Origin of the sequence: Escherichia sp. E3659, from assembly GCF_005781135.1 — a bacterium.
Taxonomy (GTDB): domain Bacteria; phylum Pseudomonadota; class Gammaproteobacteria; order Enterobacterales; family Enterobacteriaceae; genus Escherichia.
The window spans coordinates 35,520-48,615 of the sequence record NZ_VATQ01000025.1; the positions used below are offsets into that span (position 1 = coordinate 35,520).

Here is a 13,096-nt window from a genome sequence, read left to right on the forward strand (position 1 = left end):
AGGAAATATTGAAAATTATTGTGTGTAAATTTCTCCCTTTAAAAAGTCTGGCCAGTTTTTTTCAAAGTAAATACCATTAATACGCGGTTGTTCACGTAAAGATTTCACTTCGGTAATAAAAGAACCTTGCGAATATTGAATCGTTAATTTGTGATTTTTGTCTTCAGCGAGTTCAGAGCGAAAACGCCATTCTTCTATTGCGCCGCGACGAGTTTGTGGTAGACATTCACCTTGTGGATCAATAACCATCCGCGCCCCGCGGCTACCGCCACCTGCATCAATATAATGCGTCAACTGTGTCAATACCGCGGCAGAGGTCAGTGCCATATGCCGCCACATAAACAGCTCGGCAATTTCGCCTACATGTTTGATGGTCAAACCGTGTTGCTGCACAAATTCACTCAACAGCAGGGCGTCACGGGTGGCGTGGCGAACTTTATCGGCATGACAAATAAATCCAGCATAATCAGACATTCGTGTCTGGATTTTTTCTTTCGCCGTTGTCAGCGTCATTCCGTTTTCGTTAGCCAGCGCCTGAGTGATGATCTCTCTGACAGTAGACAACGGCGAGGCTGCCAGCTTTGCAATATCTCCATCAACAGACCGCTTTTGGGAGCAACCAATAAAACGCGCCAGGCGCACGGCAAAAACCTGTCCGGCATTCAGTGCCGCGCCGCCAGGCCGGGTAACGCCGTGAGTTCCGGCAACTTCTCCCACCGCGAAGCAACCGGGCAGGGAGGTTTGCCCCCAGATATCCACTTCTATACCGCCATTCATATGCTGATTATTCATGGCGAACTGCAGAGGCTGAGCGGTGAGATCGTAACCGTGCATCTTGTACAGCGAGATAGAGAGCGGATTCATCCGTTGCAGACGTTCGATGGGCGATTGCGCCAGGGCGCCATTATTTTCCAGATACGCATGAACGTCGGCATCCAGCCGCTCTAATGAGAACGGCAAATCACCAGGTACGGCTTCAGGATTGCGATTGAAATCCATAAAAACCTGGCGACCACGTTGTTGTTCCTGCGCCACCGCCATATCCAGCAAGCTTGAGCCAAAATCCATCACCCGCGTGGCATGGAACGGCCACTGATAGCCCTTACGGAAGATGTTTGAAGCCAGTTCCTGGGTAGTGCGATAGTAATCTGCAAGGAAGTTATACTCGTTGCCCTCAGCATCCACAGAATAGATATACGGGATCACCTGTACATAGGTGCCAGACAAATTCCACGGAAAGGTGCTGCGCGGCGTGCCAATACCAAACTGGCTTTCTGTCAGATTGGTTAGCGTCAAACCTTCTTCCAGGGCCAGTCCCAGCGAGCCGAAGCATTTATGTGGATAAACACTATCGCGATAAAGCTCGCCCGGTCCGCCCGTTGCCAGTACCACATTGGGCGTAGTCACAATGGCCAGCCCCCAGGGATTATGGGCACGGGAACCGGTTGCGAGAATAGCCCCCGCAACGCGATCTTCGCCATTCTCTCCGCACTGATGCAGGAGCTTAATCACCGTTGCACTGGTCAACATTGGGATGGCGAGGCGCTGCACTTCCTCCAGTAATACTTTCACCATCAGACGAGAAGTGCGCGGCCCACACGAGGTAGCGCGTCCGGCTTCGTCATGGTCAGTTTGATAACGGAGAATTGCCCCATAGCGATCTTCCGGTAATTCCAGACCAAGATATTGCAGACCGCCGAGGGTATGCAGGGAACCGACCGCCTCGACATAAGCGGTGTCGTGATCCATTGCGCCGCCGCTTGCCAGTGCTTCCGCCAGTTTGGCGAAGTTATCACCGTTGCCCGCAGTAGCGGCGGTAAACAGTGTCTGTTTATCGGAACCAGAGCATGCCGACGTTCCCATATATAACCCGGCGGTCGCGATCAGTACATTTTGCTGACGACGCTCTAGTTCTACTGCCGCTCGTAGACCGGCAGCGCCGCTACCAACCACTAGGGCATCAACTTGCCAGAGCGGGTAATCAACATCCTCAACGGTGACAATTGACGTTGGTTCTGCTGACACAAACCCCTTCGGAAAGGTGACGTGCGTCAGCGCATCAAGGATGGCCTCATCAGGCTGGCTCATGCGTCCTCCATCGGCGTAAACAGGCTACTTTCCATCAGGCGCGGCTGATTGATAATTGGACGGAAGGCCATGAATGGCAGAATGTCGCGGTCTATTTCCACACCCGGCGCGATCTCAATTAATTCAACGCCTTCTGCCGTTAACTGGAATACCGCGCGTTCAGTGATATACAACACCTCCTGACCGCTTTGCTGTGCGTACGCGGCGCTAAAGGTAATTTTTTCCACCTGGGTAACCAGTTTAGGGATTTGACCTGACTGGGCGATATGCAAGCCATCTGGCGTTACATCGATTTTGCTGCCTTTGGCGTCGAACGTGCCGCAGAACACCACTTTACGGGCGTTTTGCGCAATTTCGAGAAATCCGCCGGGGCCAATGAGATTGCCATTGAGATGCGAGACGTTGACGTTACCCTGCTGATCCATCTCTCCCATGCCGAGGAAGGTGATATCGATCCCTCCGCCACTGTAGAACTCAAATTGATCGAGTGATGGAATAATGGCGTCGGCGTTACGTGCGCAGCCGAAAAACGCATCATCCAGCATCATACCGTTATGCACGCCTTGCTCGACGCTTAGCCATAAACTTTGGTAAGGAACGCCTTCGCGCAGCGCTACTCCTGGAATACCGCCAGGAATACCAAAGCCAAAGTTGGTTGAAGCGCCAGCCACCAGTTCGCGCGCTGCCCGACGGGCAATCAGGCGACGCACCGGATGACTAACCAGTTCAATAGCGTCGTTAGAACTCAGACGGCGATGTTGCCCGCTGATCGTCAGGTCGTAACCGCCAAGATAGGTTTGCGGCTGTTCGCGGCACTCAACGATGCCATCTACCAGAATCCCCGGCAGCTTGACCCGACGTGGTTCAAGTGCGCCTGCTTCCAGTACGTCGCGCACCTGTACGAACACTTTGCCGCCGCTGTTGTGTGCTGCCAGCGCCATCGAATAGCTATCCATATCAATCGCCTCTTCTTCAAGGCTGACGTTGCCACGCGGGTCGGCATAAGTGCCGCGCAAAATGGCATAGTCCACTTTGAAAGGGCGATAGCGGAGTTTGGTTTCACCATCAATTTCAATCAGTTCTACCAGATCGTCGGTGGTGCAAGCGTTCGACTTACCACCGCCATTGCGCGGATCAACAAACGATCCCAACCCTACGTGGGTAAAAAGTCCCGGACGTCCGGCACCGATCTCCCGTAGCAACGCCTGAATCACGCCACCAGGAAAGCAGTAGGCTTCAATGGCATTGTTTTTCACCAGTTCCTGCATTTTGGGCGACCAGGTAAAGTGTCCGGCAATTATGCGTTTGAGCATTTCGGCATGAGCGAAGCGATTGGTTCCTTTGCTGTCGCGATCGCCAATACCCAGCGAGTGGATTAATGTCAGATCGCGCGGGTGTCCGGTTTGCAGGAAACGAGCTTCAATGGCTGCCAGAATATGGTCAGCTTCCACCATGCCGCCGCCGTTACCGCTAATGGCAATGGTTGCGCCGTCCTGAATTTGCGCCGCCAGTGCCTCGGCGGTTGTTATCTTACGCATACAATTTCCTTATTGATTGTGGAAGCTCACGCTACTTTTTTCGGCAAACGCGTGCGTCGCCTGCTGGCAATCCTGAGTAGCAGACATTAACCCTGCCAGTAACTGGTGCGAGTAATCGGCGTGTTTATTTTCCAGCGCCAGAATCAGCTGCTTAATATGCGCCAGCGCCACCGGACCACATTTTTCCAGCTGCGCTAGCTGATTCGCCATCCAGCTTTCTACCTGTTCTTTTTCTACCACTTCATCAATTAAATTCGCCGCCTGGGCTTCATGTGCCGTCAGACGTTTACCCAGCATCAGCATCTGGCGACCGACCACCGGACCGACCTGATTAAGCACGCGTTCAATGCCCATCCAGCCAGGCACCATACCGAGCATCACTTCCGGGTTAGAGAATTTCGCGCTGGGGCGAGCAATACGAATATCGCAGCACAAAGCAAGTTCAATCCCACCGCCGATGGTATGACCGTTGAGATTCGCAACGGTTAATTGGGGTAAATTGCGCAGACGGTTAAAAACGTCATTACCGCGTTTAATCCATTTTCTGCCCATATCTAATGGCGAATAGGCTGACCACGATTTAATATCGCCGCCCGCACAAAAGAATTTATCACCGGTAGCAGTTAATTCGACTAATCGTAATGTGGTGTCGTTTTCAATTTCATTTAAATAATGGTCGAGAGATTCAATCATCTCTTCGTTAATAGCATGACATTTATCTTCACGGTTCAATGTCAGGCGGCAGGAAGCCGCCGCTCTGCTGAACAGAACGGGTTGGTCACTCATGTTCATTCCTTAACAATAATGCGCGATGCGATCGACGCTAATATCTAGCGTGCTGTTAATATCTTTCTGCCACCAGTACGGCGAGAATATTTCCAGTTCAATAGCGCCATTAAATCCGGCGTTTTCAACCAGCCGACGAATTGACGGAATATTGATGACGCCATCTCCCGGCATTCCACGGTCATTGACCAGATCAGTGGTCGGCACTAACCAGTCGGAAACATGAAACGCGAGGATGCGTTTTCCGGCACGCAGGATCTGACTGGCGAGATCCGGATCCCACCAGACGTGGTAAACATCCACCGCGACGCCGAGGCCAAATTCGCCATCGGGATCGAGTTCATCACACCAGTCCAGCGTCTGGCGTAACGTGCACAAACAGGAACGATCGGCTGCGGTCATCGGGTGCAGTGGCTCCAGCGCAATCGGCACGCCGACCTCTTTCGAATGTGGCAGTAACTGGCGAATCCCTTGTTTCACCTGTTCCCGCGCCTCATACAGATCTTTTGTGCCTGTTGGCAGACCGCCAACCACCTGCATATAACAGGCGGCGTTAAGCACGGCGGCGTCGTCCAGCGCCCGGCGGTTATCGTCAACCGCCAGCTTGCGCTCCGCCAGTGTTGGCGCAGTGTAGTACGTACTGCGGCACAAACCGGAAACACTCATGTTACTGGCGGCGAGTTGGCGGGCGATCTGCTGGAGATCTTCGCCCTGCAATTCTCTGCGCCAGGGGGCGATTGCGCCAATACCGCGCGCGGCGCAAGCGTCAATAATGGCGGGCAGCGGCGTTTTATAACCCAGCGTCGCGGTATTAATGCTGAATAAATCAGGGCGTTGTAACAGATCTCTCATGATTCAGCCTCAGAAGCGCGGCATACTTAAGCCGCCGTCGATGGCGACCGCCTGACCACAGGTGTAAATCAGTTTGCCTTCCGCCATCGCGCGGACAGTGGAGGCGATATCAGCCGGATAACCCCAACGTCCCCACGGCACCAGACCTTTGGCAATCAATTCGTCGTAATAGGCGGTTGCCGGAATGGTCATATCGGTTTTGATTAGGCCAGGGCGCACTTCATAAACGCCAATTTGTTCATTGCAAAGGCGAGCAGCAAACAGACGAGCAGCGGCAGAAACGGCGGTTTTGGCAATGGTGTATTCGCCGCGATTCATCGCCAGCATGATGGCGTTGATTGAACTGACAAAAATAATCGAGCGGTGCGGCAGCTCCGCTTCCGGCTTCGGCTGTGCGAGCAGACGTTTACTGAATGCCTGAGCGAGGAAGAACGGCGCGCGGGTATTGATGGCAATGTTTTGGTCGAAGCTGTCTGGTTCGAGATCGAGGAGGTCACCGCGCTTTTTCACTGAAATTCCCGCGTTATTGAGCAGGCAGTCCAGACGCCCCCACTGGTTTTGCGCCGCGTCGAGCATTTCTTCATGCAAGGAGAGATCGCCAACATCGGCAGGGAAGCAAATGACTTCCACGCCTTCTGCCAAACATTCTTGTTGTGTGATATGCAGTTTTTCTACGCTGTCGGCATCAGGGCGATCGTTAATCAGCAGGTTAAATCCGCCACGAGCAAGCTCCAGCGCACAGCCCTTTCCAATACCACGAGCGGCTCCGGTAATCACGGCAACAGGACGAGTGGATTTCATAGGTTAATCCTCTTTTTTGAATATTGTTTCCTTAAGTGATGGTTAGCTTGCGACTAGTCAGTAAAAAGATCAACCATCTGGTTGGTTGATCTGCGATAATGATCACAGGACATTTGATAACTCGATGAAAGACAATGTTTTGCCTTTTTGCTGTCGCTGAGATCAAATACGGTTATGATAGCCATCACGAAGAAGACGTGGGGAAGCGTTATGTATCTTGATACCAGCAACGTACAAAGCCTGAAGGAAAAGCTGCTGTTATGCGCGGTTAATGAATTTGCCGAATATGGTTATGAAGGCGCCAGGGTCGATAATATTGTTAAGGCTGCGGGGTGTAGTAAGCAGACGGTTTATCACCACTTTGGAAATAAAGAAAATTTATTTATCGAAGTGCTGGAATATACCTGGAACGATATTCGACAAAAAGAAAAGGCCCTTGATTTCTCAGGTCTTCCACCACAAAAAGCGATTGAAAAAATCATTGATTTTACTTGGGACTATTATGTTTCTAACCCTTGGTTTTTAAAAATTGTACATAGTGAAAACCAAAGTAAAGGCGTGCATTATGCAAAATCACAACGTCTCTTAGAAATTAACCATGCGCATTTGCAGTTAATGGAATCTTTATTGGATGAAGGGAAGAAACTCAATATATTTAAGCCAGATATCGACCCGTTGCAGGTGAATATTAATATTGCTGCGCTTGGGGGATATTATTTGATCAACCAGCATACGCTTGGTCTGGTTTATCACATCAGTATGGTTTCACCGCAGGCACTGGAAGCCAGACGTAAGGTCATCAAAGATACGATCCTTAGCTGGCTTCTGGTTGAACGGTCATCTACCGCGCGCGAATAAAACTGCCATCCGGCTGGCGGGTAAACAAGACTTGTTGATTATTCCCCGTATCAATGGTTAAGCCCGTCACCACGCCGCTGGCGTTCTGGCGGATTTTCACCATCTGCCCATTTTGCAAATTACTTAATGGTTTACCTGCGCCTTCTACCTGTGCCATTGCGTATACATCGGTAGGAGGCAGACCGTGGTCGCGGAACAGTTGTGCCATCGTTTTGCCGGCTTCGACACGATAAGAGCGCCATTGATTGTCAATGCCGCTATCTGGCTGGAAAGGTTGCGTTTGCGTAGCTTGCGGCTGCTCTTCCGGTTGACCTTCCTGTATTGGTTCTGGAGCGACCGGGGCAACTTGATCCGGATCGTTTTGCGGCGTAACTAGCTGCGCCCGAAGTTGTTCTTCTGTCGGCGGCTGAGATTGCGACTGAATATCCAGCTGCGCTTCACGCGTCACGACGGGGGCGTCGGGCGCATCCTCAGACGGAAGCAGAAAACCGACCACCAAAATAATGGCGGCAATAATAATCCCCCGACGATGCATCGGAGGTAGCGGATCCATGAAGCGAAAGTTGTCCGGCGCGTGCCAGACCTTCTCCAGGGTTGGTTTTAGTTCAAAGCGCCCGGGCATGGTTTCCTCCTGCTCCGCGTCTTGTTCCTCAATCATAGCCTATGAATAAGCTAACGCTATGATGTCCGTGGTAAACCCGCCTTTATTATATTCATACGGGATATTGCTATTGTTTCTTTTTCCCCGGGATTTGTCATCACTCTCGCGACAAAGTTTTACCCAAGGAAGTGTGGCTGATATGCTGCCCGTTACTTTATACCCTGAGGAAGGAAATACGATGACCACCCCAACTTTTGACACCATCGAAGCGCAAGCAAGCTACGGCATTGGTTTGCAGGTAGGGCAACAACTGAGTGAATCTGGTCTGGAAGGGCTGCTGCCAGAAGCGCTGGTTGCAGGTATTGCCGACGCGCTGGAAGGCAAACATCCGGCTGTTCCGGTTGATGTGGTGCACCGCGCGCTGCGTGAAATCCATGAACGTGCCGATGCTGTTCGTCGTCAGCGTTTCCAGTCGATGGCTGCTGAAGGTGTGAAATATCTTGAAGAAAACGCTAAAAAAGAAGGCGTGAACAGCACCGAATCCGGCCTGCAATTCCGCGTGATCAACCAGGGCGAAGGCGCAATTCCTGCCCGTACCGACCGCGTTCGCGTTCATTACACTGGTAAATTGATCGACGGCACTGTATTTGACAGCTCTGTTGCTCGTGGCGAACCGGCTGAATTCCCGGTGAACGGCGTGATCCCAGGCTGGATTGAAGCACTGACTCTGATGCCAGTAGGTTCTAAGTGGGAACTGACTATCCCGCAGGAACTGGCCTATGGCGAGCGCGGCGCTGGCGCATCCATCCCTCCGTTCAGCACCCTGGTGTTTGAAGTCGAGCTGCTGGAAATCCTCTAAGCAGCGTATTCTGTTCCCCTCGAGCCAGAGGGGAGCAGGCATTTAGCAATAACCCCTTCAGTTTGCCAATCGGCGATATTTTGTGTTGCAAACGCTCCGTAAGCGTGTATTTTTGTGAGCTGTTTCGCGTTATCACCGTGATATGACACTCACTTTAAACATAAAATTAACATTAGATCTAAATCTTAGTATTCATCCCACGTATTGTTTCCTAATATCGATGAGTCCCGATACAGATTCGTCGTATCATAGACTGACTAAAGGCCGCAGAGCCTGAACAACACAGACAGGAAGAAAAAAACATGGTAGATCAGGTAAAAGTCGTTGCCGATGATCAGGCTCCGGCTGAACAGTCGCTACGGCGCAATCTCACAAACCGGCATATTCAGCTTATTGCCATTGGCGGCGCCATTGGTACGGGGTTGTTTATGGGATCCGGTAAAACAATCAGTCTTGCCGGGCCGTCGATCATTTTCGTTTATATGATCATCGGTTTTATGCTCTTTTTCGTGATGCGGGCAATGGGGGAATTGCTGCTTTCGAATCTGGAATACAAATCTTTTAGTGACTTCGCTTCCGATTTATTAGGGCCGTGGGCAGGATATTTCACTGGCTGGACTTATTGGTTCTGCTGGGTGGTTACCGGTATGGCGGACGTGGTTGCCATCACGGCGTATGCGCAGTTCTGGTTTCCGGGGCTATCTGACTGGGTCGCCTCGTTGGCGGTGATAGTGCTGTTGCTGACCCTGAACCTCGCCACCGTGAAAATGTTCGGTGAGATGGAGTTCTGGTTTGCGATGATCAAAATCGTCGCCATTGTGTCGCTGATTGTCGTCGGCCTGGTCATGGTGGCGATGCACTTTCAGTCACCGACTGGTGTGGAAGCGTCATTTGCGCATTTGTGGAATGACGGCGGCTGGTTCCCGAAAGGCTTAAGTGGCTTCTTTGCCGGATTCCAGATAGCGGTTTTCGCTTTCGTGGGGATTGAGCTGGTAGGTACTACTGCTGCGGAAACCAAAGATCCAGAGAAATCACTGCCGCGCGCAATTAACTCTATTCCGATCCGCATCATTATGTTCTACGTCTTCGCGCTGATTGTGATTATGTCCGTGACGCCGTGGAGTTCGGTAGTCCCGGATAAAAGCCCGTTTGTTGAACTGTTCGTGTTGGTGGGTCTGCCTGCTGCTGCCAGCGTGATCAACTTTGTGGTGCTGACGTCTGCGGCTTCTTCCGCTAACAGTGGCGTCTTCTCTACCAGTCGCATGCTGTTTGGTCTGGCTCAGGAAGGTGTTGCGCCGAAAGCGTTCGCTAAACTCTCTAAACGCGCAGTACCCGCGAAAGGGCTGACCTTCTCTTGTATCTGTCTGCTCGGCGGCGTGGTGATGTTGTACGTGAATCCAAGCGTGATTGGCGCGTTCACGATGATCACGACTGTTTCCGCGATTCTGTTTATGTTTGTCTGGACGATTATCCTTTGCTCATACCTGGTGTATCGCAAACAGCGTCCGCACCTGCATGAGAAGTCAATCTACAAGATGCCGCTCGGCAAGCTGATGTGCTGGGTATGTATGGCGTTCTTTGTGTTCGTCATCGTGCTGCTGACGCTGGAAGATGACACCCGCCAGGCGCTGCTGGTTACTCCACTGTGGTTTATCGCGCTGGGGCTGGGCTGGTTGTTTATTGGTAAAAAACGCATGGCGAAGTAATGCCGCTAAGGCACCTGCGGGTGTCTTTCAGGCTGCAAAATTGCCTGATGCGCTACGCTTATCAGGCCTACAGAACCTCTGCAACATATTGAATTTGCGTGCTTTTGTAGGCCAGATAAAGCGTTTACGCCGCATCCGGCATGAACACAGCTCACTTTGTCAGCAATCTCCTTTGTCTTTATACATTCCTAAAAATACTTCCCGTCATCGACAGCTCTCAGGCGCGGGCTTACCGTGGATCTTTGCCACTCATTGCAGAGTTCACTATGGCTAAGCACAGTTGGTTATTAATCGCCGCATTACCTCTCTCCATTTCATCTTCCTGGGGCGCAGATTTTTATTACCGCCAGCAGGAGAAAGGCACGGTTTATGTTGCCGAACAGAAGGGAGAAAAAGATGAGATCCTCTCCGAACTGCCGGATGTTAATTTTTCCCGCCTCTGGCGTATTGCCAATTTAGCCAATAACCAAGAAACCCGCTTACTGTCCGATTTTAATCCCGATAAGTTCGACTGGATGATCGGAATAATTGCCAGCATACCTGGCTCACCGATGGACGCACTGTTCTTTGGTCTGGCAAAGTCCTGAAAAATCCGCCCGGTGAACCTAATGTCGATGCCGCCAGTTTCCAGGCATTCGGTGCTTTCGCTGCCGATAAACGCAGCGTCTATTTTGACGGTCAGCGTACCGATGATAATAGCGGTGATAAGCAGGTGGATATGTCAACGCTGGAAGAGACGGACATCTGGAATTTACTGCGTGATAAAAATAGTCTTTGGCATAAGGGGCGCTGGCTGGGTCATGCCGATGGATTTCAAATCATGCGGCATGATTCAGCTCTGCAATTTGTTGTGCTGACAAATTCGCAGGTGATTGTTAATGGCAAGCCGCTGCCCGCCGATCGCAAAACCTTTCAGATTAAACGTTGGATGCCTGGCGAACGCTTAGTTTATCGCGATAAAAGCGGTGAGCATGACTATGAGCTGGAGGATATCGGTCACAGCTGTGCGTCATTTAAAATTGGTTTGAAGACTGTGTCCTGGCTTAAACAAGAAGCAACGCCAGCGGGGAGTGATTGTGTTTATGAAACACTGGCGGGAGTAGATCCGGAAAAATTTACCTTATTAACCTGGTCGGTAGGCAATTACAAAGCTCAATTCTATAAGGTTAAAACCAATACATTAGGTGAAGGTGAACTGATAATGCCCAGGCCAGAGGATGTTTCTGAACTATTGGAGAGAGGAAGCATGGTAACTGGCTACATGTATATCACCACAGACGGGCAACTCTACAGTCACCAACTTGGTGGATTAACCACAATTGACGGAAAACACTACGAGCAAACTAAATGGCTGCGTTACAACCCCATTTCAGCAGAATGGTCAACGGTGAAGCAACCTCTGAGCGGTCTGAAACCCTTATTTAAATAACCTCTTACACGCTAACAGCTTCAGGATGATGCTATGTTGCCAATTAAACCCGTTTGTCTCGCACTGGCTTTATTTTCAACCGCTTCAATAGCCTGCTCCGGCGTGCCTTATGCCGCTTTTTACTACCAGCCGTGGGGCCAGGGCACAAAATATATCGTTGAAGATAGTGACGGTTACGGTATCGATTTTCCGGATATTCATTTGCCGCAGGTGAAGTTCAAACAGTTACGCCGCGTAGCTGACGGCACTGATGGTGAATATGATTCTCCAGATGATATCAATAATGATTTTGTGCGGGTGGCTCCCTTTTCTGGCTATCGGTCAAATGGCGGCTGGCGTTTCGACTGGTTGACTGATGGCCGCCATATTTTATGGGCTGGGAAAATAGTCCAGAACCCGCCGGGAACACCGAAAGTCGATGCCGCAACATTCCGCGCATGGGGGCGTTTTGCTGCCGATAAAGACAGCCTCTATTTTGATGGCGAACGCACGGATGATAATCACGGTGAAAAGCAGGTCGATATGGATTCGCTGCAACAGGTGGGAGGGATAATTTACGCAGGTGATTCCGCAGATGTATTGAAAGATCGTCGCAATATTTACTTTCAGGGGCGCTGGCTGGGCAGTGCGCAAGGGTATTCTATTCTTGGCGTTAAATCCTGGACACGTCGTCCCATTATTTATTCCCCCAATAGCTGCGAAAGCAAAAGTAATCCAGGACCGTGGGATACCATCTGGCGGACCAAATCGCAGGTCTTTGTCAACGGAGATGCCATCAACGCCGATCCGGAGACCTTTCAGATTGTGCGCTGGAGAGCCGGCTCCCTGCTGATTTATCGCGATAAAGATGGGGAAAAACGTTATTCGTTCGGAAAGGATTGCCGGAGTACGTTTGACCTACAGCGGGATAAAGTAACCTGGATGACCCGAGATGCTTCCAGGCGAGCCAATGACTGCCGGGTTGCGACCATTCCTGATGTTGATCCGGAATATTTTCGCCACCTGACGGATAATGTGGCGCAATATAAGGATTCACTCTATCTGGTGAAGTATGTTTCTGGGGTCGAAAAAACGCTTTCGGTTATTCATTTACCCGACCCGAAACAAGAATTACAGGAAGGCGTTAATATTGTAGGGAGTAAAGTTTATTTCATCGCGAGCGATGATGTGACTATTTTTGATATTAATGGGCAATGGCAGTGGTATAAAAGCCCCGATGGTACAACATTAAATTATTTGGCTCATGACGAACGCTATACGTATTTTATTGATGAAGATACGGTTGAGCAATTTGAACTGAAAGGCCAATGGACGTGGTTTAAATACGCCAATGGTCAATTATCAGATATCTTTGCTCATGATGACCATTATATTTATTACGTAGGAGGGTGGTTGGTTCGTGATGCGAAGCGGCGTAATGAGACTCGACAACTCAATGCGGCGCATCTTGATAAAAACGGCAGTCTGCTTACCGTTGAAGGTAAGTACACCAGCTACAATAATGAATTACTTCCACTGAGTGACTGAATCATTTAACAATCAACGATCCTGCTCATGTCAGGATCGTTGATCGAACAA

At 50.6% G+C, this 13,096-nt stretch carries 10 protein-coding genes and 1 pseudogene; 5 read left to right on the forward strand and 6 right to left on the reverse strand.

Going from position 1 to position 13,096, the window contains the following annotated elements:
- Positions 1–15: 15 nt before the first annotated feature.
- The 5 genes from FEK47_RS16975 to FEK47_RS16995 are packed head-to-tail and all read right to left on the reverse strand — an operon-like array spanning position 16 to position 6,065.
- On the reverse strand, positions 16–2,088 hold the full coding sequence (locus tag FEK47_RS16975) for an FAD-binding protein (RefSeq protein ID WP_135486750.1): 2,073 nt from the start codon (positions 2,086–2,088) through the stop codon (positions 16–18).
- Positions 2,085–3,626, reverse strand: a complete 1,542-nt coding sequence (locus FEK47_RS16980) for a CoA-transferase (RefSeq protein ID WP_135486749.1) — start codon at positions 3,624–3,626, stop codon at positions 2,085–2,087. The genes FEK47_RS16975 and FEK47_RS16980 overlap by 4 nt, the downstream gene beginning before the upstream one ends.
- Before the next feature lie 9 nt (positions 3,627–3,635).
- Entirely contained in the window at positions 3,636–4,412 is a 777-nt protein-coding gene (locus tag FEK47_RS16985) for an enoyl-CoA hydratase/isomerase family protein (RefSeq protein ID WP_135405710.1), read from the reverse strand.
- 9 nt (positions 4,413–4,421) lie between these two features.
- Positions 4,422–5,264 (reverse strand): sugar phosphate isomerase/epimerase family protein, encoded by an 843-nt coding sequence (locus tag FEK47_RS16990; RefSeq protein ID WP_135486748.1) that lies wholly within the window; start codon positions 5,262–5,264, stop codon positions 4,422–4,424.
- Positions 5,265–5,273: 9 nt separating this feature from the next.
- Positions 5,274–6,065: a 3-ketoacyl-ACP reductase gene (locus FEK47_RS16995; RefSeq protein ID WP_000843401.1), complete on the reverse strand. Its 792-nt coding sequence runs from the start codon at positions 6,063–6,065 to the stop codon at positions 5,274–5,276.
- A gap of 210 nt (positions 6,066–6,275) precedes the next feature.
- Between FEK47_RS16995 and FEK47_RS17000 the strand changes: the two genes are divergently transcribed.
- Entirely contained in the window at positions 6,276–6,923 is a 648-nt protein-coding gene (locus tag FEK47_RS17000; protein WP_130216693.1) for a TetR/AcrR family transcriptional regulator, read from the forward strand.
- Here the strand turns inward: FEK47_RS17000 and ytfB are convergent.
- The gene (gene ytfB, locus FEK47_RS17005) at positions 6,907–7,545 is read right to left on the reverse strand and encodes a cell division protein YtfB (protein ID WP_130221758.1); all 639 of its coding nucleotides are present in this window, start codon (positions 7,543–7,545) and stop codon (positions 6,907–6,909) included. The genes FEK47_RS17000 and ytfB overlap by 17 nt on opposite strands.
- A 217-nt stretch (positions 7,546–7,762) precedes the next feature.
- On the opposite strand from ytfB, the gene fklB reads away from it, so the two are divergent.
- The 4 genes and pseudogenes from fklB (at position 7,763) to FEK47_RS17025 (ending at position 13,045) form a co-directional block, all read left to right on the forward strand.
- Positions 7,763–8,383 carry an FKBP-type peptidyl-prolyl cis-trans isomerase gene (fklB, locus tag FEK47_RS17010; RefSeq protein ID WP_064525832.1) on the forward strand — a complete coding sequence of 207 codons (621 nt, stop codon included), beginning with the start codon at positions 7,763–7,765 and terminating at the stop codon, positions 8,381–8,383.
- Between the two features lie 302 nt (positions 8,384–8,685).
- Positions 8,686–10,089, forward strand: coding sequence for a D-serine/D-alanine/glycine transporter (cycA, locus tag FEK47_RS17015; RefSeq protein WP_130216689.1), 1,404 nt, complete (start codon positions 8,686–8,688; stop codon positions 10,087–10,089).
- Between the two features lie 266 nt (positions 10,090–10,355).
- Positions 10,356–11,518 (forward strand): annotated as a pseudogene (locus FEK47_RS25760) (hypothetical protein).
- Positions 11,519–11,551: 33 nt separating this feature from the next.
- On the forward strand, positions 11,552–13,045 hold the full coding sequence (locus FEK47_RS17025) for a hypothetical protein (RefSeq protein ID WP_138183295.1): 1,494 nt from the start codon (positions 11,552–11,554) through the stop codon (positions 13,043–13,045).
- The last annotated feature ends 51 nt before the right edge of the window (positions 13,046–13,096 follow it).